The organism is Roseibium marinum, assembly GCF_002906165.1.
GTDB lineage: Bacteria > Pseudomonadota > Alphaproteobacteria > Rhizobiales > Stappiaceae > Roseibium > Roseibium marinum.
Window position 1 is genome coordinate 31932 of sequence record NZ_PPCN01000012.1, and the last position, 20985, is coordinate 52916.

Annotated in this window: 20 protein-coding genes and 1 tRNA gene; 11 read left to right on the forward strand and 10 right to left on the reverse strand. The window is 61.0% G+C overall.

The window, feature by feature from the left end:
- Nucleotides 1-108: 108 nt before the first annotated feature.
- The 5 genes from pgi (at nucleotide 109) to CLV41_RS22195 (ending at nucleotide 3484) form a co-directional block, all read left to right on the forward strand.
- Nucleotides 109-1731 (forward strand): glucose-6-phosphate isomerase, encoded by a 1623-nt coding sequence (gene pgi, locus CLV41_RS22175; RefSeq protein WP_103224669.1) that lies wholly within the window; start codon nucleotides 109-111, stop codon nucleotides 1729-1731.
- Nucleotides 1732-1965: 234 nt separating this feature from the next.
- Nucleotides 1966-2235: a glycine zipper domain-containing protein gene (locus CLV41_RS22180; RefSeq protein WP_103224670.1), complete on the forward strand. Its 270-nt coding sequence runs from the start codon at nucleotides 1966-1968 to the stop codon at nucleotides 2233-2235.
- Between the two features lie 62 nt (nucleotides 2236-2297).
- Nucleotides 2298-2567, forward strand: coding sequence for a lipoprotein (locus tag CLV41_RS22185; protein WP_103224671.1), 270 nt, complete (start codon nucleotides 2298-2300; stop codon nucleotides 2565-2567).
- 99 nt (nucleotides 2568-2666) lie between these two features.
- On the forward strand, nucleotides 2667-2939 hold the full coding sequence (locus CLV41_RS22190; RefSeq protein WP_103224672.1) for a glycine zipper domain-containing protein: 273 nt from the start codon (nucleotides 2667-2669) through the stop codon (nucleotides 2937-2939).
- Between the two features lie 107 nt (nucleotides 2940-3046).
- Nucleotides 3047-3484, forward strand: coding sequence for a hypothetical protein (locus CLV41_RS22195; RefSeq protein WP_103224673.1), 438 nt, complete (start codon nucleotides 3047-3049; stop codon nucleotides 3482-3484).
- Between the two features lie 44 nt (nucleotides 3485-3528).
- On the opposite strand, the gene ald is transcribed toward CLV41_RS22195, so the two are convergent.
- Entirely contained in the window at nucleotides 3529-4668 is a 1140-nt protein-coding gene (gene ald, locus CLV41_RS22200; protein WP_103224674.1) for an alanine dehydrogenase, read from the reverse strand.
- A 181-nt stretch (nucleotides 4669-4849) separates the two neighbouring features.
- On the opposite strand from ald, the gene CLV41_RS22205 reads away from it, so the two are divergent.
- Nucleotides 4850-5320, forward strand: a complete 471-nt coding sequence (locus tag CLV41_RS22205; protein ID WP_103224785.1) for an Lrp/AsnC family transcriptional regulator — start codon at nucleotides 4850-4852, stop codon at nucleotides 5318-5320.
- 197 nt (nucleotides 5321-5517) lie between these two features.
- Nucleotides 5518-6399 carry an SMP-30/gluconolactonase/LRE family protein gene (locus CLV41_RS22210; RefSeq protein ID WP_103224675.1) on the forward strand — a complete coding sequence of 294 codons (882 nt, stop codon included), beginning with the start codon at nucleotides 5518-5520 and terminating at the stop codon, nucleotides 6397-6399.
- Nucleotides 6400-6721: 322 nt separating this feature from the next.
- On the opposite strand, the gene CLV41_RS22215 is transcribed toward CLV41_RS22210, so the two are convergent.
- The 5 genes from CLV41_RS22215 to CLV41_RS22235 all read right to left on the reverse strand — a co-directional run bounded on the left by CLV41_RS22215 (nucleotide 6722) and on the right by CLV41_RS22235 (nucleotide 10663).
- Nucleotides 6722-6955 (reverse strand): hypothetical protein, encoded by a 234-nt coding sequence (locus CLV41_RS22215; protein WP_103224676.1) that lies wholly within the window; start codon nucleotides 6953-6955, stop codon nucleotides 6722-6724.
- A 63-nt stretch (nucleotides 6956-7018) separates the two neighbouring features.
- On the reverse strand, nucleotides 7019-7606 hold the full coding sequence (locus tag CLV41_RS22220; RefSeq protein WP_103224677.1) for a hypothetical protein: 588 nt from the start codon (nucleotides 7604-7606) through the stop codon (nucleotides 7019-7021).
- Between the two features lie 133 nt (nucleotides 7607-7739).
- Complete coding sequence (gene trhO, locus CLV41_RS22225; RefSeq protein ID WP_103224678.1) at nucleotides 7740-8546, reverse strand: oxygen-dependent tRNA uridine(34) hydroxylase TrhO; 807 nt, start codon at nucleotides 8544-8546, stop codon at nucleotides 7740-7742.
- A gap of 187 nt (nucleotides 8547-8733) precedes the next feature.
- Nucleotides 8734-10419 carry a right-handed parallel beta-helix repeat-containing protein gene (locus CLV41_RS22230; protein ID WP_103224679.1) on the reverse strand — a complete coding sequence of 562 codons (1686 nt, stop codon included), beginning with the start codon at nucleotides 10417-10419 and terminating at the stop codon, nucleotides 8734-8736.
- A 168-nt stretch (nucleotides 10420-10587) separates the two neighbouring features.
- A tRNA-Lys gene (locus CLV41_RS22235) sits at nucleotides 10588-10663 on the reverse strand.
- A 672-nt stretch (nucleotides 10664-11335) separates the two neighbouring features.
- On the opposite strand from CLV41_RS22235, the gene CLV41_RS22240 reads away from it, so the two are divergent.
- Together CLV41_RS22240 and ilvN are read left to right on the forward strand one after the other, a co-directional pair.
- The gene (locus CLV41_RS22240) at nucleotides 11336-13111 is read left to right on the forward strand and encodes an acetolactate synthase 3 large subunit (protein ID WP_103224680.1); all 1776 of its coding nucleotides are present in this window, start codon (nucleotides 11336-11338) and stop codon (nucleotides 13109-13111) included.
- A 26-nt stretch (nucleotides 13112-13137) separates the two neighbouring features.
- Nucleotides 13138-13710: an acetolactate synthase small subunit gene (ilvN, locus tag CLV41_RS22245; protein WP_103224681.1), complete on the forward strand. Its 573-nt coding sequence runs from the start codon at nucleotides 13138-13140 to the stop codon at nucleotides 13708-13710.
- Between the two features lie 55 nt (nucleotides 13711-13765).
- On the opposite strand, the gene CLV41_RS22250 is transcribed toward ilvN, so the two are convergent.
- Nucleotides 13766-14845 (reverse strand): sterol desaturase family protein, encoded by a 1080-nt coding sequence (locus CLV41_RS22250; protein WP_103224682.1) that lies wholly within the window; start codon nucleotides 14843-14845, stop codon nucleotides 13766-13768.
- 375 nt (nucleotides 14846-15220) lie between these two features.
- Here CLV41_RS22250 and CLV41_RS22255 point away from each other — a divergent pair, with 375 nt between their 5' ends.
- Nucleotides 15221-16042: an arylamine N-acetyltransferase family protein gene (locus CLV41_RS22255; protein ID WP_103224683.1), complete on the forward strand. Its 822-nt coding sequence runs from the start codon at nucleotides 15221-15223 to the stop codon at nucleotides 16040-16042.
- 176 nt (nucleotides 16043-16218) lie between these two features.
- Here the strand turns inward: CLV41_RS22255 and CLV41_RS22265 are convergent, their stop codons facing one another.
- Nucleotides 16219-16962, reverse strand: a complete 744-nt coding sequence (locus tag CLV41_RS22265) for a 2OG-Fe(II) oxygenase (RefSeq protein WP_103224684.1) — start codon at nucleotides 16960-16962, stop codon at nucleotides 16219-16221.
- Between the two features lie 241 nt (nucleotides 16963-17203).
- On the opposite strand from CLV41_RS22265, the gene serA reads away from it, so the two are divergent.
- Entirely contained in the window at nucleotides 17204-18448 is a 1245-nt protein-coding gene (gene serA, locus CLV41_RS22270; protein WP_103224685.1) for a phosphoglycerate dehydrogenase, read from the forward strand.
- 13 nt (nucleotides 18449-18461) lie between these two features.
- On the opposite strand, the gene CLV41_RS22275 is transcribed toward serA, so the two are convergent.
- Together CLV41_RS22275 and CLV41_RS22280 are read right to left on the reverse strand one after the other, a co-directional pair.
- Nucleotides 18462-19721, reverse strand: coding sequence for a GGDEF domain-containing protein (locus CLV41_RS22275; protein ID WP_103224686.1), 1260 nt, complete (start codon nucleotides 19719-19721; stop codon nucleotides 18462-18464).
- Nucleotides 19722-20178: 457 nt separating this feature from the next.
- On the reverse strand, nucleotides 20179-20928 hold the full coding sequence (locus CLV41_RS22280) for an SDR family oxidoreductase (protein ID WP_103224687.1): 750 nt from the start codon (nucleotides 20926-20928) through the stop codon (nucleotides 20179-20181).
- Nucleotides 20929-20985 lie beyond the last annotated feature (57 nt).

A 20985-nucleotide genomic window follows, 5' to 3' on the forward strand; every position in this document is an offset into this window, starting at 1 on the left:
CCCCTTGGAATTTCTTCTCCCCCTTGAGAAATTGCTGTGCTATCTGATGCGCGGTGTCCGCAAAGACGCCGATCCAGGTGAATTCGATCGATTTCAGGGGATTTTTTCATGGCGCTCGAAGCAGCTTTTGTCTCACTCGGCCGGCAGGCTGAAAAGCTGAAAGACACCACGCTCCGGGACCTGTTCGCCGCTGACCCCGCCCGGTTCGAGACGTTCAGCGTCCGCTGCGACGATCTCCTTCTCGACTACTCCAAGTCCAGGATCGATGCCAAAGCATTCGAGTTGCTGATCGCGCTCGCCAGGGCGGCCGATGTCGAAGGCAGGCGCGCGGCGATGTTCGCGGGCGAAAAGATCAACGGTACGGAAAAGCGCGCGGTGCTGCATACCGCCCTGCGCAACCGGTCCGGCGATCCCGTGCTGGTCGATGGCGAAGATGTAATGCCCGATGTCATTGCCGTGCTGGATGCCATGGCGGATTTTTCCGAAGCGATCCGCTCCGGCGAGCTCACCTCTTCCACGGGAGACGCGTTCACCGATGTCGTCAACATCGGCATCGGCGGTTCCGATCTCGGCCCGGCCATGACCACGCTGGCGCTGGCCCCCTATCACGACGGTCCGGAATTGCATTATGTCTCCAACGTGGACGGCGCCCATATCGCAGATACGCTGGAAAAGCTGGACCCGGCAACCACGCTGATCATCGTCGCCTCCAAGACCTTCACCACCATCGAGACGATGACCAATGCGCAGACCGCGCGTAAATGGATTGCCGGTGCCCTGGGTGAAGACGCCGTGGGCGATCACTTCGCGGCCGTCTCCACAGCGCTCGACAAGGTCGCGGCCTTCGGCATCGACGAAGCCCGCGTCTTCGGTTTCTGGGACTGGGTCGGCGGGCGCTATTCCGTGTGGTCCGCCATCGGCCTGCCGCTGATGATCGCCGTCGGACCCGACGCCTTTGACGACTTCCTGGAAGGCGCGCACGCGCTCGATACCCACTTCAGGCAGGCGCCCCTTGAAGAGAACCTTCCGGTTCTGATGGCCCTGATCGGGATATGGAACCGCGATGCGCTCGGTCTTTCGTCCCGCGCGATCCTGCCCTATGACCAGCGCCTGGCCCGGCTGCCCGCCTATCTGCAGCAGCTCGACATGGAATCCAACGGCAAGCGGGTGAAGCTTGACGGCAGCCCGGTGAGCCAGGAAACAGGACCGCTGGTCTGGGGCGAACCCGGCACGAACGGCCAGCACGCCTTCTATCAGCTCCTGCACCAGGGCACGACCGTGATCCCGTGCGAGTTTCTTGTGGCCGCCAACGGCCATGAAGACGATCTGAAACATCATCACGACCTTCTGGTCGCAAATTGTCTCGCCCAGTCCGAAGCCCTGATGCTGGGCCGGACGCTGGAGGAGGCAAAGGCGCTGCTCGGGGCCTCGGGAATGCATGACGAAGACGCCGAGCGTCTGGCGCCCCACAAGGTCTTTCCGGGCAACCGGCCCTCCATTACGCTGGTCTACGACATGCTCACGCCCTATGCGCTCGGCCGTCTTGTCGCCCTTTACGAGCATCGCGTCTTCGTCGAGGGCGTTATCTGGGAAATCAATTCATTCGACCAGTGGGGCGTCGAACTCGGCAAGGAACTCGCCACGGCCCTGCTGCCGATGGTCAAGGGAGACGTCCCGGCGGATTCGAAGGATTCCTCCACCAGGGGCCTGCTGGCCGCACTCAAAAGCTGAGCGTTAGGAACCTTTTAAGAAACCACGCGTTATAGAGCGTGAAAGTCCGCCTTATTTCTGCCCCACGTAGCCTATCTGGTTCACAACGTTGAAGAACTCTGATCGGAATACTTTTTCACCGCTGGCCGGTTGCGGCAATGAGCGTTTGCCCGCGAATGCAAAGCAGCTTACCTTCGGTGATACGAATTCGGAAGAACGCACCGTGATACGCGGTCCGGAAGGGAGAATGATTCTATGAAGAAGCTTGTTCTGCTCGCAGCGGTCGGCCTTGCGCTCGCCGGATGTCAGTCCGACAGTCAGCGTGACCGCGCCCTTATCGGCGGCGGTCTGGGTGCCGCGACCGGCGCTGCAATCGGTGCCGCCGCCACGGGCGATGTCGGCGGTGCGCTTGTAGGTGCGGCGATCGGCGGAGCCGGCGGTGCGATCGTCGGCGGTGCCACGACACCGAAAAACTGTGTCGCTTATGACCGATACGGCAACCCTTACCGTGTCGCTTGCCCGTAAGTGCTCTTAAGTGAATGAGACACGCATTTTATACCGGTGACTTTACCGCCAGGAAGTATGTGATGAAGAAAATACTTATGATTACCGCTGCGGCGGCCTTGCTGGCAGGTTGCCAATCCGACAGCCAGAGAGACCGTGCGCTTGTCGGCGGCGGTCTTGGTGCAGCGACGGGCGCCATCATCGGCGCTGCTGCCGGTGGCGGCGTCGGCCCTGCCCTGGTCGGAGCCGCGATCGGCGGCGCGGGTGGCGCCATCGTCGGCGGCGCCACGGCACCGAAAAACTGCGTAGCCTATGACCGCAACGGCAATCCCTTCAGGGTCGCCTGCCCGTAACCGGCACGCCGTATCCTTGGATAACCGGGTCCCGGTAAGGATCTGTTAACCATAAGTGGCCACCTTTGGCGGACGTCTATCTTCGCCAAAGGATTCCGGATGAAATCCATCCTTGCCGCCACGGCGCTCGTGCTCTTGCTGAGCGGATGCGTCAACACCGAAAGCCAGAGGGACCGGATGCTGATCGGCGCCGGTCTTGGAGCCGCGACGGGTGCCACCATCGGCGCCGTCGCCGGATCGACTGTGAACGCATCACTGGCGGGCGCGGCTCTCGGCGCCATCGGCGGCGGCCTCATCGGCGTGGTCACCACTCCGCGCAACTGCATCGCGCAGGACGAATACGGCACGCCCTACAAGGTGCGTTGCCCATAGCCGACAGCCCGAGAGAGATACACCACTTCCCGCTTGCCACACATGGCTGAAACCGAATACTCATATGGGACATTCAGTCACTCAGTATTCCAGACTATTGGCAAATCATGTTTTTAAAGAAAATTCTACCCGCACTCGCGCTGTCGATGCTCGCCGGCGCCTGCCAGACCGGCGCTGATGTTCCGACCGATCTCGGCGGAAACACGATCCTGTTCTACAATCAAGCGCATGGCGTTCAAGTCGAGTATTTCTCGAAGTCCGGTCGCACCTCCCTCTGGTACCCGGGCAACACCGGCAGCCTGCCCGGCAGATGGACAACCAAGATGGACGGAAACCTGATCTGCTTCGGGTATCCTAAGAATAGCTACAACCCGGTCACGAAAGAACTGGGCGGCGGCTTGAAGTGCCGGCTGACGGCCGATTTCAAGCGCAATGTGAGGCAAACCTGCAAGGGTGACGTTTTTAACCTAGCCTCCGGAAAGATCCCCTTCGTTCTGACGAAGAGCCGTTCGCAGATCAGCACCCTCAAAAAATCCTGCTCCTGAAACAGACAGGCCGGCCCCCGGCCGGCTTGTCTTCCCAGTTCGCTTCACGCCGCCCGGGTGGTCTTGTCGCGGGCAAGCGCGGTTTCCGGAGCCAGGTAGTCGTAGCCGAGCGCGGAGGCGACGGCTTCGCAAGTCACCTGCCCCTGATACACATTCAGGCCCGGCAGGAAATGCGGGTCGTCGAGGAGAGCCTTTTTCGCGCCCTTGTCGGCAAGCGCCAGAGCGAAGGGCAGCGTGGCGTTGTTCAGCGCATGGGTGGATGTCTTCGGTACGGCGCCCGGCATGTTGGCAACGCAGTAGTGCACGACCTCGTCAACAATATAGGTCGGATCGGAATGGGTCGTCGCCTTTGACGTTTCAAAGCAGCCGCCCTGATCGATGGCCACATCCACCAGCACGGAGCCCGGCTTCATCCGGCGCACCAGATCGGCGGAAACCAGTTTCGGCGCCGCTGCGCCGGCGACCAGAACGGCGCCGATCACCAGATCGGCGGCCAGCACCTGGGCTTCCAGAGCCGCCTTGGTGGAATAGATGGTCGTCAGGGCCGGGCCGAAAATCTGGGCCAGATTGCCCAGAACCGCGGTGTTGCGGTCAAGCACCCTGACATCCGCGCCCAGGCCGATCGCCATGGTGATGGCATGGGAGCCGACGACACCGCCACCGATCACCACCACCTTCGCCGGCTCCACACCGGGAACGCCGCCGATCAGGATCCCGGAGCCGCCATGCGCCTTTTCCAGCGCTGTAGCTCCGGCGGTCACCGACAGACGGCCCGCGACCTGCGACATGGGCACCAGCAGCGGCAGGCCGCCGCGCGCATCCACAACCGTCTCATAGGCAATGCAGGTCGCACCGGACTTCACCAGATCTGCGGTCTGGGCCGCATCCGGCGCCAGATGCAGGTAGGTAAAGAGGATATGGTCGGGACGAAGCATGGCGCGTTCGGCGGCCTGAGGCTCCTTCACCTTGACGATCATCTGCGCCGCGTCGAAGACGTCCCGCGCGCCCGGCAGGATTTTCGCGCCGGCAGCCTCGTAATCCGCATCGCTTGCCCCGATACCGGCGCCGGCATTGGTCTCCACGACCACCTCATGCCCGTGAGCGACCATCTCATGAACGCTGTCGGGAGTCAGACCGACCCGGTATTCATGGTTCTTGATTTCCTTCGGCACACCAATGCGCATTATCCCGTCTCCTCTGGAAGCGTTGTTGTTGGCAAAGAGTGTACGCCTGCAGGCGCCGCATGTGCTTGCGTAATCACCAGCATTGAAAGCACGTTCTGCAATTTTCTTGCGTCATTTCGTTGAATGTTCAAATATTCCGCCGAACATAGCCTGAAATCCAGCAACATGTGCGATGCAGCAAATGAACCTCGATCGTCTCGACCGGAAAATCCTCGATGTCCTGCAAAGCGACGGCCGCATCGCCAATGCGGATCTAGCCGAACAGGTGGGCCTGTCCGCTTCCGCCTGTCTGCGCCGCATGCGGGCCCTGGAAGAGGCCGGCATCATCGAGAAATACGTGGCGCTTCTGGACCAGCGCAAGCTGGGACGGCGCATGGATATCTTCGTCGAAATCTCCCTGACCGGCCAGTCGCGCGAGACGCTGGAAAATTTCGAACGCGCCGTGGCCCGCTCCGGTGAAATCATGGAGTGTTTCCTGATGGCGGGCGACGCGGATTATATCCTGAGGCTGACCGCCGAGGACCCGGTGGATTTCGAACGCATCCACCGCGATCACCTGGCCCGGCTTCCCGGTGTGCTCAGGATGAAATCCTCCTTCGCCATCCGGCCCGTCGTGCGCCGGACGGCGATCCCGCTTGACAGGGATGGCTGACCGGGCGAGCGGGACAACGAAGTCCGGCGGGCGTAAACAGGCCTCCAGACGCGGTCAGATGTGTCATAATCGACACTCGTTGCTATGAGCGCCCCATGGGGTGGGCCATCGGGGCGCCAGCAGTCTCGACGCCGGATGCACTGACCGCTATAGTCCGCGTCCATTGAATAGATTGGCCCTTCAAGGAACCCGTTCCGGTGTCCCACACGATTACCCGTTTTCTCGACACGACCTATCAGCTCGCCGAATGCCCGACATGGGATGACAGAACCAACCGCCTGCTCTGGACGGATATCCAGGGCCGGACCATCCAGTCGATGGACTGGGCGAGCCGGGACATCACCACCTGGCATTTCGACAATGAGGTCGGGTCCTTCGGCCTGACGGAGGACGACCGTCTGATCGTCAGTGTCTGGGACGAGGTTCTGCTGTTCGATCCGCAAAGCGGCTCAAGCGAGGTTCTGGCGCAAGTCCAGGCGGACGAACCGCGCACCCGGCTGAACGACGGCAAGGTCGGCCCGGACGGCGCCTTCTGGGTCGGCACCATGGACACCAGCTCCCCGCGCGAACCCATCGCCGGTCTCTATCGCGTTACCGCCGGCGGCGAAGTCGCCGAGATCCGCGACGGCCTGCAGTGCTCGAACGGCCTCGCCTGGACGCCGGACGGCACCTTCATGTACCACTCGGACAGCTCTCCGGGCTGGATCGAATATTACGGCTTCGATCCGGTGACCGGCACGCTCGGCTCCAAGATGCTCTTTGCCCAGCAGACCAACAAGACCGGCCGTCCCGACGGAGCGGCGGTGGATACCGACGGCAACTACTGGAGCGCCGGCGTCTCCGCCGGACTGCTGAACTGCTTTGCCCCGGATGGCAGCCTGCTTGAAGCGATCCCGATGCCGGTCGACAAACCGACCATGCCCTGCTTCTGCGGCCCCGATCTGGACCACCTGATCGTCACCAGCATCAAACAGCCGGCCGACCCGGCGGCAGTCGAACCGGACACCTTGTCCGGCGGCCTGTTCCTGCTGGAAGGCCACGGCCGCAAAGGGCTCAAGACGTACCGGTTCAAGGCCTGAGCGTCAGCGGCGGATCGCGAAGAGATCGCTTGACGCCGCCGCCCCGGCCTTGAGCCGGGGCCTCCTCCAGAGCGCAAAAAATGGTCCCGGATCTCGTCCGGGACAGCGCGGAGAATGTGGAATGGGCGTGCTTCACGCTCCGGATCATCCCCGAGCCGATCGAGGTTTCAATCGTTCCCTGAACCTGTGATTGGAAATGAGGCGACCGCTTGACGCGTGTCGCGTTAAATTGAATTCAGGAAATCGCCCAAACGCATTTGCAATGCAAACGCTGCCTCGGGCGTCCTCCTAAATCCATGAATCCGCTTAAACGCGACATGCTCTAATTCGAACTATCGTTGCTGTCCGCGCAATTCCTCAGCGCCTCGATCACCTGCTGCGCGGTCACTCCGGGCAACTGGATCTTGGTCTCGCCGTAAAGATGCACGACCGCCGTTTCGCCTGTGGCTGTGGTCTCGTTGAAGACCCGCACCGACTGGTCTTCGGGAATGAGAACCGCCATCGACCCGTCCCCGACACTCAGCAGGATGGAAGACGCAATCAGAGTACAGATCATGTTTCGGTTCCAGGTTCGCGCTTCAGGATCAGCGTATGGGATCGGTGTATCGGGATCGGCGGATCAGTACCGGCAACCACGGATACGCACGGGCCGCCAGACGGTCCGCGAGGGCTGAACCAGGACCTGCCGGCTGACTGTGCGGTAGACAGCGGGATTTTGCACCACCTGCCTTGTCGCTGGCTGGACAAGCACCTTTTCTTTCACATGGCTGTAGACCGCCGGCTGGCGCACCGCGACGCGGGAAGCCGGCTGGACGAGAACCTGCTGGCCGACCGACCTGTAGACAGCCGGATGCTTGACCTTGCACAGGATGTTCCTGCCCTTGATCACCCGGTATTCCCAGCCGATGCTCGCCGGCTGCACCTGAACCTTGCGGTATTGGGTCTGGTAGACCGCCGGAGAGGCGCGGTAGCTGACCCGTTCGGGCTGCACCAGCACGCGCCGGGTCTGGTAGCTGTAGACCGCGGGCTGCTTCACAACGTAATTGCTTGCCGCCTGAACCAGCACCCGCTCCTGCACGGTCCGGTAGACAGGCGGGACCGTCGCCTGCTCGTAGCAGGACAAGGCGCGGCCTCCGGCCGAAACGGATGAAACGAAAAACGGGCTGAACGCCAGAACGGCGAGCGCGCTCCAGAACCTGTGACGCATGAACTGTTCCCCCAAGTCCGGTGCGGAAACCAAAGATACGGAAATCCGCTCTGCACTTTGACTTTAGGGAAGATCCTCAAGGGGTTAAAGGAAAAAAGTTAATTTTCGTTAACAAATGGCACAAGGTGCGCCTTCAGGAGCCGCTGCCGGACCCCTGCCCCTTGTCGTAATCGGTGTCTTCGTTGATGACATGCCGGGCTGCCTCGGGCACCCATTCGCCCCAGCGCGGCTGCAGCTTGTGATCGACGGAGACCCGGTCGTCAAAGACGAAACACTCGCCCTTCCACAGGCTGCTCGCCTCCGGAACCTTCTCCAGATAGTTCAGGATGCCGCCTTCCAGGTGGTAGACCTCGCTGAAGCCGTTCTTCAGCATCCAGGCGGTCGCCTTTTCGCAGCGGATGCCGCCGGTGCAGAACATGGCGACCTTCGGCTTCTTCCTGAGGTCGTCCTGGCTTTCCACCCAATCGGGGAACTCGCGGAAGGACTGGGTCTGCGGATTGACCGCGCCCGCGAAGGTGCCGAAGGCATATTCATAGTCGTTGCGGGTGTCGACGACGACCACGTCCGGATCGGAAATCAGCGCGTTCCAGTCCTCCGGCGGCACATATTCCCCGACAATCTCGTTCGGATCGACACCATCGACCGCAAGGCGCACGATCTCCTGCTTCAGCCGCACCTTCATGCGCTTGAACACATGTCGGTCGCACCAGGATTCCTTGTGGGAGAGGCCCGAAAGACGCGGGTCGGCGCGCAGATGCGCCAGAACCGCGCGCACCCCGGCCTCCGGCCCGCAGATCGTGCCGTTGATGCCTTCGCTCGCAAGCAGCAGACTGCCGCGCACGTCCCGCGCCTCGCAAAAGGCCTTCAACGGCTCGCGCATCGCCTCGAAGTCATCGAGCGGGGTAAACATGTAAAGAGCGGACACGAGAAAGTCGTTCATCGGACGTGTTCTTTTTCTTGAAAGGCACCGGGTCGGTCAGGATGCAACTGCAATCCCTCCACGAGCTTCTGCTGGCGCCCTCTATACATCCTCGGCCCCTTGTGTGCCAAGTCCGCAGTTTCTCTGATCTGTTCGTCGCTGAAAACCGGCCAGGACCGGAAAGGGCGGGACACAGGCAAATATGCTTTCAGGACATTCTGCTACCGGCTGTCTTCTTCCCCGGTTGAAGATGCCTGTTTTTCCGCACGAATTCCGGATCGTCCAGAGTGAACAGCCCATCTTCCTGCCACGCGCCGATGACAGTCCCCTCGCCCACGGCCGGAAAAGACGCACCGTCAGGTTCCTCGATCCGAACCGCAAGCGCCTCCTGGAGCGCCGCCTCCTGTTGACCGTCGTGAACGGCCCTGATCCTCAGGCCCTCAGGCACGCCGAATTCGCCGTTCAGAAACACCGGCTTGAGGCCGGATGCGCCCGGACCGACCGGATACCCGGCAATGCGGACAAGATCCGGAAACGTGGGATGATTGATCAGGTCCCCGGCGAAGGTGATGTCGAGCACCTCCCAGAATTTCGTGAACCGCTTCTTCTCCACCTGTTTGACCGCGTCCCAGTCCGCCGCGGGATCATGCGGAAGCCGCCAGTCCTTGCCGAACGGCGCGGCCGCGTCGGTGTGCGCAACGGGATCGTTTTCGACATAGCCGACAACATTGTTCATGTGGATCAAATTAGAGATCCGCTTTTTCTTGAAGACAGGCCCCCGCAGGACAAAGGTGTTGAACATGATGTAGTGCGGGCCGATAGCCTCGTGGATCCCGCCGAGTTTGAAGGATCTGCCCCTGTTGCGGTCGTCATCTGCCGGTCCCGGCCGGTGCAGGTTCCAGCACAGATTGCCGTAAATGTAGAAATAGCCGGAGCGTTCCGGCTCGAAGGAAAACGGCGCGAAACAATCGGCGAAACAATTGTGCCGCATGGTCCAGTTCACCGCGTAATATTCAGGCTCAATCGCATTGTCGCGCAGCCGCACGAACCAGTTCTTTTCAATCAGCACGCTGCGCGAATAGGCCTCCTGCTCGTCCTTGCGCGCGGTGTTGAAAAAATGAATGCCGTTGAAGGCATCGAGGATGCAATTGTCCCGGAAAACGGCATAGCCGGCGACATTCCAGGCGCGGAAGAAATCGCCGTCATAGGCCCGCGCGTCGTTTTCGATATCGACCGGTCCGCCCGTTTCCTCGGCGTAGCCGTGAACGCGGGTCCAGTCGAGCTCGGACCACAGCTTCCCGCCCGGCGCTGTGTGAGCCACCGGCAGTTTCCCGTCGCGGCGCAGGACCAGCAGATCGTTCTCGCCCTGACCCGAAGGGTCCTGTATCCAGTCGCAACCCTCGACAAGCAGATGGCGGGTGTCGGTACCGATCGCCCCGATCGCGATCGTCCCGCCCCGGAAATGCAGATTGCGCAGGGTGACGTTCTGGCAATTGTCGATATAGACGGCGGTCGGCCAGCAGTTCAGAAAACTCAGGTTTTCCACGATGACCCACTGGCAATCCTTTAAGAACAGCGCCGTCTCGTCAGCGATATAATGCAATCCGGGAACCCTGCCGGCCGCCTGCTCGACCCGCGCGATTTCATTGCCCCGTTTTCGGTAGTCCTCGAATTCGGGCCCGTTGCCGAGGATGGCCGCGGACCAGATGTCCTGCTTCACATCGCCCGCGGGAAGGCCGGTTCCGCGCAGAATGACCGGATTGTCCGGCGTTCCCCGAATGCCACTGAGCGTGATCGGCCGCCGGTAAATTCCCGCAGCCAGTTGGAGTTCATCACCGGCAGCAAGGGCCAGCACGGACCGATGAATATCTTCCGGTGTCGCTTCCAACCCCATGACGCCCCCACTAACCGCCCTGAAAGAACACAACCGTTCCTTGCAAGCAGACTACAACCCGTTCCGGCCGGTTTTGCAAGTAAGCGGGTCAGGATTGGAAGAAGGATAAGGAGCCCTGCTCTGAATCGAGGTCTCAGGCAGCTGGACGCGAAGTCAAAGAGAAGAAAATGGTGGGTGAGTGGGGGCTCGAACCCCAGACCCGCTGATTAAGAGTCAGCTGCTCTACCAACTGAGCTACACACCCATAGGCGAAACGCCGCGGAGATTGTGCGGCGCGCCGAATTCGGGGTGTATATAGCGCCTCCCCTTCCGGCGCAATGGGTTTGGCGAGACTTTTTTTCATTGCCGTCATGCGGCGGGCGCAAACCGGGACGGACGGGAGATCCGCAGCGGGATCGCGGTTCCGCGATCCTTTCTCATGGCCTTTCTCACAACCTTTCTCACGACCGTTTCCGGCAATTTTCAGAAACATCGCGCGGCTTTGGCGCAATTTTCGAAATTAGCGCTTGACCGTATAAATCCGCCTCTCTAGGGTGCGGCGCATCAAGTCCGGGTGGATATGACCGGCTTGTGCTGGCTTTCCGAACGGGTGATCCCGCCGGACGACCGGCGTGGAAACCGCCACATTTGCTATCCGGCAGGGCCATCGGGCCTGCAGCATCAAAGGACCGGGACGGCATGATGATGTCGCTCATTCTAGTAGTGGTAGGAAAGCGCGCCTCCGAAGCGGGATAACCCCGTTTGGACAGGATGGCGCGCGACCAAGGCTCCCTCAGGGGCCTTTTTTTGTACCCGCCTCCTGAAAACGCTTCCCGGCACCACCCGGATCTTCGATGCCGCATGCGCGTGGCCGAAAGAAAAACAAATCGTGAGCCAAAGCCTGAAAATTCAGGCGGTCAATGCAAGGACGGAACGAATGACACGGGAAATGACCGGCGCCGAAATGGTCATCCAGGCGCTGAAGGATCAGGGAGTCGATACCATCTTCGGCTACCCGGGCGGTGCTGTGCTTCCCATCTATGACGAGATCATTCAGCAGGAAGGCCTGGAACACATTCTGGTGCGGCACGAACAGGGTGCCGGCCACGCGGCGGAAGGCTATGCCCGCTCGACCGGCAAGCCCGGCGTTGCCCTGGTGACCTCCGGTCCGGGCGCCACCAACATGGTGACCGCGCTGACCGACGCGATGCTCGACAGCATTCCGCTCGTCTGCATCACCGGCCAAGTGCCCACCCATCTGATCGGCAACGATGCCTTCCAGGAATGCGACACGGTCGGCATCACCCGGCCCTGCACCAAGCACAACTGGCTGGTGCGCGATGTCGACGACCTGGCGCGCGTCCTGCACGAGGCTTTCTATGTCGCTACCTCGGGCCGTCCCGGCCCCGTCGTGGTCGACATTCCCAAGGACGTCCAGTTCGCCACCGGCACCTATCAGGGCCCGACGCCGAACCCGGCCGCGGCCCACAAGAGCTACCGGCCGCAGATGAAGGGCGACGCCGCCTCGATCCGCGCCGCGGTGGAGCTGATGGCGGCCGCCAAGAAGCCGGTGCTTTATACCGGCGGCGGCGTCGTCAATTCCGGCCCGCAGGCGTGCCAGTTGCTGCGCGAGCTGGTCTCTCTCACCGGATTTCCGGTCACCTCGACGCTGATGGGCCTCGGCGCCTATCCGGCGTCCGGCGAGAACTGGCTCGGCATGCTGGGCATGCACGGCACCTATGAAGCCAACATGACCATGCATGACTGCGACGTGATGGTCTGCATCGGCGCCCGTTTCGACGACCGCATCACCGGCCGCACCGATGCCTTCTCCCCGAACTCGCGCAAGATCCATATCGACATCGACCCGTCTTCGATCAACAAGACCGTCAATGTCGACCTGCCGATCATCGGCGATGTCGGCCATGTCCTTGAGGATCTGGTCCGCATCTGGCGCTCCTCCGCCCTGAAGACCGACAAGCCGGCCCTGAAGGACTGGTGGACGCAGATCGATGCCTGGCGGGCGCGCAATTCGCTGGCCTACAAGCCGAACAAAGACATCATCATGCCGCAATACGCGATCCAGCGGCTGTATGAACTGACCAAGCACCGCAAGACCTTCATTTCCACGGAAGTCGGTCAGCACCAGATGTGGGCGGCCCAGTTCTACGGTTTCGAGGAACCCAACCACTGGCTGACCTCCGGCGGTCTCGGCACCATGGGTTACGGCCTGCCGGCGGCCATCGGTGCGCAGGTCGCCCACCGCGACGCGCTGTGCGTCGATATCGCCGGCGACGCGTCGATCCTGATGAACATCCAGGAGATGTCGACCGCGGTTCAGTTCGGCCTGCCGGTCAAGGTGTTCATCCTGAACAACCAGTACATGGGCATGGTGCGCCAGTGGCAGCAGCTCCTGCACGGCAACCGCCTCTCCCATTCCTATACCGACAGCCTGCCGGACTTCGTCAAGCTGGCGGAAGCCTATGGCGGCGTGGGGTTCCGGGTGGAGAAGCCGGGCGATCTGGATGGCGCGATCGAGGAAATGATCGCCGTCGACAAGCCTGTGCTGATGGACTGCCGGGTGGCCAATCTCGCCAACTGTTTCCCGATGATCCCCTCGGGCAAGGCTCACAACGAAATGCTGCTGCCGGACGAGGCCAATGACGAAGCACTCGCCAACGCGATCAGCGCCGAAGGCAAGTCCCTCGTTTAAGGCAAGGCACAAGGATAGTATCGAAAATGAACGCTCAGAATGTGGATGCGCCTTCCGCCTATTTCCTGGCCGAAGTCAGCAACGAAGTTGAAACCCATACCCTCGCGCTTCTCGTCGACAACGAGCCGGGCGTCCTTGCCCGTGTGATCGGTCTTTTCTCCGGCCGCGGCTACAACATCGACAGCCTCACCGTATCGGAGACCGAGCACGAGAATCACCTCTCGCGGATCACCATCGTGACCACCGGCACGCCGATGATCATCGAGCAGATCCGCCACCAGCTCGACCGGCTGGTGCCGGTTCACCGGGTGACGGACCTGACCGTGCGCGCGCTGCGCGCCAAGCAGGACAAGCCGCTGGAACGCGAACTCGCCCTTGTGAAGGTGACGGGAACCGGAGAGAAACGCCTGGAAGCCCTGCGCCTCGGCGATGCCTTCCGCGCCACGGTGATCGACGCGACGACGGAACATTTCGTCTTCGAGATCACCGGCAGAACCTCGAAGATCGAGCAGTTCATCGCCATCATGAAACCGCTCGGCCTGGTGGAGGTTTCCCGCACGGGTGTCGCCGCCGTTCAGCGCGGCACGGAAGGGCTTTAACGCCCGGACGCCACACGGACCAGCGCCAGCAACCCGCGGCGCTGGTCATCGCAGGTCATTCGGCCGGTTCAGACGGCGGCAATGGATCGCCCGAAGCCTTATCGACATGCATCCCGGCCCGCCTGCCGCCAAAGATCCTGCGAACCTCACTGAACGAGGACTGGACCGGTTCGATGAACGACTTGCGCAGGGTCGGATGAGGCTGTTCCATCAGGTTGCCATCGGCATCGGCCAGCCCGAAGACAAGGTTCTCCCGTTTTTCGGGAATGTAAAGCGATCCGAAAATCCAGTCCCAGAGGGCGAATATCTCACCATAATTCTTGTTGTGATGCTCGACCGCGGCGGAGTGATGGATCTGGTGTTGAGCGGGCGAAATCAGGATATGTTCCAGTGCCCGTCCGTAGCTGATCCAGACATGCGAATGGCGGAAGTTTGCGCCGAACAGATTGAACACGACGTAGATGACGTTCGCCTGACCAATCTGCAGATAGGTCACCTTTTCGAAGACCGCGTAGAGCACACAGCCGGTGACCAGACCGATCCCCAGGCTCCGCACGAACCCGTTGATCAGATCGTAGACCGGATGCTTGCGGTAGGCCGTGATCGGCGTCATCACCTCGGCTGAATGGTGCTCCGCGTGAAATGGCCAGAACACCGACCATTCATGATGCAGCCGGTGAACCCAATAGGTACAAAAGTCAGCGACGACGACAAGGACCACCGTCACCAGGAAAGTCTGCGCCAGGGGCGATTGCGCCATCGACCCTGGATCCGCCTCGCCGCCTGTGGCCGCCAGTGCGTCCAGGCTCTTCATCACCGCAAAAATTGTCAGCGGACTGACGAAAATCAGATTGAAGAGCCCGAACAGCACGAGCAGGCGCCCGGCGAAAAAAACCTTGATATCGTTGAGATGAGAGGCGTGCAGATAGATGTCCCTGGGAAACAGCCAGGAGAAGAACCCTTTCAGTCCGGCCCCGCGCTCCCTGACGAAATAGATTGCCGCGCCGACGACCACAGTGGCGAAGACATAGACAGGTGCAATCCTGAGGAGATAGCTTCCCAGAAAAGTCTCATAGATCTGATCGAGATACCCCATGCCGGCGCTGTCCTCTTCGTCGAAACCGGCATCAACCAATCAGACCCGGTAATTTTGACAAGTTTAGACACCGGCGCTTAACCGTTGGTAACGGGCCTCGAATTGAGGGGCTGGCTCCTTTGCCTGCGGGAAATCCTCCCGGGATGAGCGATGGCTTGCGGGACCGGACCTCTCACCGGACGGCAAAGCGCGTCCCGCTGCCCAGCGGGATCCGGATGGGCATTAAAGCGTGTCGCGTTAAATTGAATTCAGGAAATCGCCCGAACGCATCTGCAATGCAAACGCTGCCTCGGGCGTCCGCCTGAAACCATGAATCCGCTTAAACGCGACACGCTATAAACCCCTCAGGCCTTTAACAATCCGGACCCGCCGCCTACATACGGCGGGTCGTTGTTTTTTAGCCCGGATGTGCCGATGCCCTTTGATCTCCCCGCCTATCTCCAGCGCATCGGATTAGAGGCCTGCACGACGGACGAAGCCGGGTTGAAGAAACTGCAAGCCGCGCAGATTGCTGCAATTCCGTTTGAAAACGTCCTGCCTTTTCTGGGTCAGGTGCCGGTTCTCGATCCGGACAGCCTCTGGCGAAAACTCGTCATGCAACGCTGCGGCGGCTACTGTTTCGAGCTGAATGCGCTGCTGAGCGACGCCTTGGCCGCGCTCGGGTTTTCCGCACGAAAAGTGCTCGCCCGCGTTCGTATGGGCGCCGCCGAGGGCGGCGCGCGGACCCACCTGGCTTTTGTGGTCACGATGGACGGCGGCGAATGGCTGGTCGATGCCGGCTTCGGCGGCCAGGCACCGGCGCATCCCGTCAGGATTTCCGCCGGCGAACAGCAGATCCGCGATCAGGTCTACCGGATCCGCTTTGAGGAGGGTTCCGGTGAACACGTTCTGGAACGCAAAACCGACGAGGGCTGGTTTCCGCTTTACGGCTTCGACCGGGTGGAGGTCCGCCCGGCGGACATCGAGGCATCCAATTTTCTCTGCGCGGCCTCACCGGAACAGGCCTTTGCTGGAAGCATGAAGTTCTACCGGCTGACGGAGAACGGCTTCCTCAGTTTTCTGGATGGACGCGCCCGGCTGGTCGGCAACGATGAAAGACGCGAATGGCAGATCCGGGACGCGGACGAACTCACGCGGTTCATGCGGCAGGACCTCGGTCTTGGCTACGGTGACGACACCATCCGCGCCATCGCCACCCGTCTTGAAAGCCTGTTGAAGACAGCGGGAGCCGGTTGATCCGGTTACGTGTGGAAGCCTTCTCTCAGGTTGATGCCGTGCTCCAGCCCGGTCTTCATCGCGCAGAGCATCCGGGTCCAGGCTTAGCAATTGCCAGAGGACGCCTTCAGTCCTCCGGACGTATCGCCCCCCTCCTCGCTGATCGTCACCCATTGCGGGTCAGCGGTTGAACCCGCTCAGACCCTGCTCATGATGTTGATCGTCAGCGTCTTGCGCATCGGTCCCGTCTCCGGTCCGGTGATCGGCGCGACGTGGTGCCAGGAATTGTAGGTCTTCACGAACAGCACGCACTGGTTCGGCTCGAAGGGAAATGTCTTCAGCGTATCGACCTCGTCGAACCGCATGGCCTTGTTGAGATGGTTGAAGATCTTCGTCCGGTCCTTCGGCAGGCAGACGGATGTTCCCCCGCCCCAGTCGTTGTTCCACTCATCGGGCTCCATCATCGACAGGACCAGGGTGACGAGTTTGTTGGGCGCGTCGGTGTGCGGCACGATCTGGCCGCCGTCGGCCGGCATCATCGAAAATTCGAAACGGGCGTGCAGTTCCGTCTGCCGCCGCACCCGGCTCATGAAACTCGCCCGGTGAGACGCGCGCCCGGAAAGCACGCGCAGCCGCCTCAGGCCGAGATCGATATTGTTGGCGGCGAGCATCGACAGGACATTCTCGACAAATCCGGGCGATTTCACATGGTCGTAAAAGGATTTCCAGACCGGCGTCTGAGACAGGAACTTGTCGTAATTCTCCGGATTGTTCAGTTCGGACAACGAATATTTATGTCCCAGATTGGGCTTGTACTCGAAGAGTTCCTTGGCCGGGTAGGCTTCCACAAGCGCCCGGTAAGCGTCCGCATCGAGAACGTCTTTGACGTAACAGACCGGATAAGGTTCATAATCGAATTGCGCATTTTCGTATTTGAGCATAGGTCCCGGACGCCTTGGAGGTTGTGATGCGGAGTGCGGCAAAGCCGTATCCCGGATAAGCGCCGGATTCAATAAAAGTTTTCTCTCCCCGCGGCCGCCTGGACGAGACTGTTTTGGCGCATGAGGCTTGTCATGGATCTAGACGCGACACGGATGAGCGCGTATACGACAGCGGCAATTCGCGCCTCTCCCGGTGCGCTTTTTCTGACAGGTTCAAGTTCAAGACAAAGGCTTCACGCCCATGATCCACGGTCTGTCCCGGCCGAAGAACCAGATCCGCTGGCTGCTGCTGGAGGGCATTTCGCCGACAGCGCGCGCGATTCTGGACAAGAACGGTTACACCAATGTGGAAGTCCTTCCCGGCGCGCTTGAAAAAGACGCGCTGATCGACAAGCTGCAGGGTGTCCAGATCCTCGGTATCCGCTCCCGGACACAGTTGACGGAGGAGGTCCTGGAAGCGGCGAAAAGCCTCGTCGCGATCGGCTGCTTTTCCGTCGGCACCAATCAGGTGGATCTGAAAGGGGCGTTGACCCGCGGCATTCCGGTCTTCAATGCCCCCTTCTCCAACACCCGCTCCGTTGCGGAACTGACGATCGCCGAAATCGTCATGCTGATGCGCGGCGTCTTCACCAAATCCTCCGCCGCCCATCAGGGCCGCTGGCTGAAGAGCGCCGCCGGCTCCCACGAGGTGCGCGGCAAGACACTCGGCATCGTCGGCTACGGCAATATCGGCACCCAGTTATCGAACCTTGCCGAAGCCATGGGAATGCGCGTCATCTATTTCGACCTTGTCGACAAGCTCCAGCACGGCAATGTCATGCCGGCGGAAAGCTTCGACGGCTTGCTCGCCGCCTCCGACGTCGTCTCCCTGCACGTGCCGGACACGCCGACAACGCACAACATGTTCCGCGCCGAACACATCGCCAAGATGAAAAAAGGCGCGTTCCTCATCAACAACGCCCGCGGCAAGGTGATCGATATCGACGCCCTTGCCGAGTCGCTGAAATCCGGCCATCTGGCAGGCGCCGCCATCGATGTGTTTCCGGTCGAGCCGAAATCCAACAAGGATGAGTTCATCTCGCCCCTGCGCGGTCTCGACAACGTCATCCTCACCCCGCATGTCGGCGGTTCGACGGAAGAGGCCCAGGACCGGATCGGCGAGGAAGTCTCCAGGCGTCTGGTCGAATATTCCGATGTCGGCTCCACCATCGGCGCGATCTCCTTCCCCCAGGTTCAGCTTTCCAAGGGGACTGAAGCGACGCGCTTCATCCAGGTTCACCATAACGCTCCCGGCGCCATGCGCACCCTGAACGACCTCTTCACCCGGCACGATCTCAATATCTGCGCCCAGTACCTGCAGTCCCATCAGGATATCGGCTACGTGGTTCTGGATGTCGACAGCATGGTCGATGAGCCGGTGAAGATCCTCGAAGAGATCCGCGCCCTGCCGAATACCATCCGCGCAAGGCTGCTCAACCGGGTCTGATCGGCTCGCCGCTTCAGGCGCCTGGAGACGGGCCGCAGACCTGGTTCCGGCCACCTTTTTTGGCTTCGTAGAGCCTGAGATCCGCGCGCTTGAAAAGGGCCTCCAGCGTCCTGCCGTCCTCCGGCGCGCTGGATACGCCGATGCTGACGGTGACCTTTTCCGGCAGGTAGACCTTGCTGAAGCGTTCGATCATCCGGCGCAGCCGGTCCGCCAGGGAGGCCGCACCGTCCACCGGCAACCGTTCGCACAACAGCACGAATTCCTCGCCTCCGACCCGGTAAAGATGGTCGTCCGTACGCAGGTTCTCCGTCAGCAGCCGCGCAACCAGTTTCAACACTTCGTCGCCGGCCTGATGTCCGTAGCGGTCATTGACCAGCTTGAAATGATCGATGTCGATCACCAGAAGCGACACCGGCCGCTTCTCCTCAAGGTTCTTGGCGATAATTCCGGGGCCTTTTTCGGCATATTGGCTGCGGTCCAGCGTCCCCGTCAGGTGATCGCGGATGGAGGCCTCCAGAAGCTGCTTGTAGCGCTCGCGATAGGTCAGCACCTGAAAGACGTCCCGCAGCGGCCGGTTCGAGAGCCAGCTGTCCTCGTTGTCAAAATATTTCAGGTAGGCCAGCAGCAGCCCCGAATAGACGATCGTCGCCACCATCTTGGCCACCCAGCCGCCGAAGAACACATGCCATGGCGCGCTGGAGACATAATGAAGAGCCAGAAAGAAGCCGGCCTGATCGAAGGTCAGCACCAGCGCACCGCAGACCAGGAACCGCAGCCCCAGATTCCCTGCGAACCATTTACCGATCCGCTCGTACAGCACGATGATTGCAATTGCGTCGATAAACAGCAGCAAGGTCCCCCACACCATCAGGAAACCCATCTCGTCCACAAAGGCGATGTCGGGGCTGCGGCCTTCGGTGACGACGATCGTCTCATGGTTGCGCAGGATCATCACCAGGGCGACGATCAGGAAATTGCCGATCAGAAGTCCGTAGATCGGCTGGCGCACCACCAGCGCGTCCTCGCGAATATAGAGCAACAGGATCATCAGCAGCTTTCCGGAGAACAGCACCGTGGAGCCCGGCGAGACGATGCCGAAGGGCAGTTCTATGTAGAAAATGCTGGCGAGATAGGTTTCCAGGAAATGCATGACGCCAAGGGCGCACATGAAGACGCCGATGCCGATCACCCTGCGCGCTCGGAGCAGCGCCATCATGACAGTGAAATAGACGGCCGCCTGGGCGAAGAGAAGAAACGCGTTGAAAATTGCCATATCCAAGGTCAGCTTTTCCCGGCGGACCAGATCATGGTCTCCAAGACACCGAAAATGAGATGAATTTCAGAATCGGAAGACAGCGCCGCGTCTTCACTCCAGCTTGCCTCACGTAGAGTATGCCATGATTGTTTTGACAAGCCATTTTGGCGAGTATTCGGCCTGACAGTGGTCATTGTCCCCTGATCCCGTCAGATTGCAACCGAAACGACATGAAGGCTGTCCGGTGCACCAAAGGCCGGAAGTACGCCTCCCTCAGGCAGGGGCAAGATATTGGCGGCTCGCGATCGAATTGGGCCTGTTCCACACATCGGCAAGCAAAACGCGCCTTGTCCAATGCTCAACGCCGGCAAGGCCCAGGGCATTTCTGCCCTGAGCCTGCTCATCCCTTAATACAACAGATTTTCTAATCCCCGGCCGCCTCCAGCCGGAGGTCCGTGCCCCGAGGCACCGGCCATCAGGCCGCCAGAGCGTTTGCGTCCGCGCCTGCGGTCTGGCTCATCGGGCAGTCGGGGTCGATCATCGCCCGCCAGATTGCTGCGACGACATCCTCGGCATGGGTGATGTCCGCGTTCGCGGCAGCAGCCGCGGCGGCGAAAACCTGTTCCGCCTGAGCGCGGTAGGCTTCGGGAATGCCGCCCGCCTCCGTCATCAGAACCTTCGCATTTGCCCCGAAGCTGGTACCCGGCGCCCGGCCGGGAAGGACCAGCCTTGTGCGGATGCCGAAAGGTTCCAACTCGAGCGCCAGGCATTCGGTGAAGGCATTCAGCGCGGCCTTGCTGGCCGTATAGACCGACAAAAGCTGCAGCGGCTTCAACGTGGTGCTGGAGGAGACATTGACGATCGTTCCGGCCCCGCGCGCGCGGAACTGCGGCAGGACGGCCCGGATCATCTCCATCGTGCCGAATGTATTCGTCTCGAAAATGGTGCGGATCGTATCCGGCGGCGTGCCCTCAAGCGGCCCCATCCATCCGATCCCGGCATTGTTGACCAAAGCATCGACGGGTCCGGCCGTCTCGACCGCACGGGCAATCGAGCCACTGTCGGTCACATCGAGCGGCAACACACGCAAACGGTCCGATGCGCCAAGAAGGCCCTCACGCGGATTGCGCATCGTGGCAACGACGGACCAGCCCTCGCCGAGGAAATGCCGGGCGGTTTCCAAACCGAAGCCCGAGGAACATCCGGTGATCATCACGGTTTTCATGAAGCGTTCTCCTGTTCGTGGAAGACCGCACTATCGACAAGACAGATCGTACTTTCT

Coding starts and splice junctions, on each gene's coding strand:
- CLV41_RS22280 (WP_103224687.1), bottom strand. CDS start 20,928: ATGAAAACCGTGATGATCACCGGATGTTCCTCGGGCTTCGGTTTGGAA.
- CLV41_RS22195 (WP_103224673.1), top strand. CDS start 3,047: ATGTTTTTAAAGAAAATTCTACCCGCACTCGCGCTGTCGATGCTCGCC.
- CLV41_RS22275 (WP_103224686.1), bottom strand. CDS start 19,721: ATGGCAATTTTCAACGCGTTTCTTCTCTTCGCCCAGGCGGCCGTCTAT.
- CLV41_RS22220 (WP_103224677.1), bottom strand. CDS start 7,606: ATGCGTCACAGGTTCTGGAGCGCGCTCGCCGTTCTGGCGTTCAGCCCG.
- serA (WP_103224685.1), top strand. CDS start 17,204: ATGATCCACGGTCTGTCCCGGCCGAAGAACCAGATCCGCTGGCTGCTG.
- CLV41_RS22185 (WP_103224671.1), top strand. CDS start 2,298: ATGAAGAAAATACTTATGATTACCGCTGCGGCGGCCTTGCTGGCAGGT.
- CLV41_RS22180 (WP_103224670.1), top strand. CDS start 1,966: ATGAAGAAGCTTGTTCTGCTCGCAGCGGTCGGCCTTGCGCTCGCCGGA.
- trhO (WP_103224678.1), bottom strand. CDS start 8,546: ATGAACGACTTTCTCGTGTCCGCTCTTTACATGTTTACCCCGCTCGAT.
- CLV41_RS22205 (WP_103224785.1), top strand. CDS start 4,850: ATGAACCTCGATCGTCTCGACCGGAAAATCCTCGATGTCCTGCAAAGC.
- CLV41_RS22230 (WP_103224679.1), bottom strand. CDS start 10,419: ATGGGGTTGGAAGCGACACCGGAAGATATTCATCGGTCCGTGCTGGCC.
- ald (WP_103224674.1), bottom strand. CDS start 4,668: ATGCGCATTGGTGTGCCGAAGGAAATCAAGAACCATGAATACCGGGTC.
- pgi (WP_103224669.1), top strand. CDS start 109: ATGGCGCTCGAAGCAGCTTTTGTCTCACTCGGCCGGCAGGCTGAAAAG.
- CLV41_RS22190 (WP_103224672.1), top strand. CDS start 2,667: ATGAAATCCATCCTTGCCGCCACGGCGCTCGTGCTCTTGCTGAGCGGA.
- ilvN (WP_103224681.1), top strand. CDS start 13,138: ATGAACGCTCAGAATGTGGATGCGCCTTCCGCCTATTTCCTGGCCGAA.
- CLV41_RS22240 (WP_103224680.1), top strand. CDS start 11,336: ATGACACGGGAAATGACCGGCGCCGAAATGGTCATCCAGGCGCTGAAG.
- CLV41_RS22215 (WP_103224676.1), bottom strand. CDS start 6,955: ATGATCTGTACTCTGATTGCGTCTTCCATCCTGCTGAGTGTCGGGGAC.
- CLV41_RS22255 (WP_103224683.1), top strand. CDS start 15,221: ATGCCCTTTGATCTCCCCGCCTATCTCCAGCGCATCGGATTAGAGGCC.
- CLV41_RS22265 (WP_103224684.1), bottom strand. CDS start 16,962: ATGCTCAAATACGAAAATGCGCAATTCGATTATGAACCTTATCCGGTC.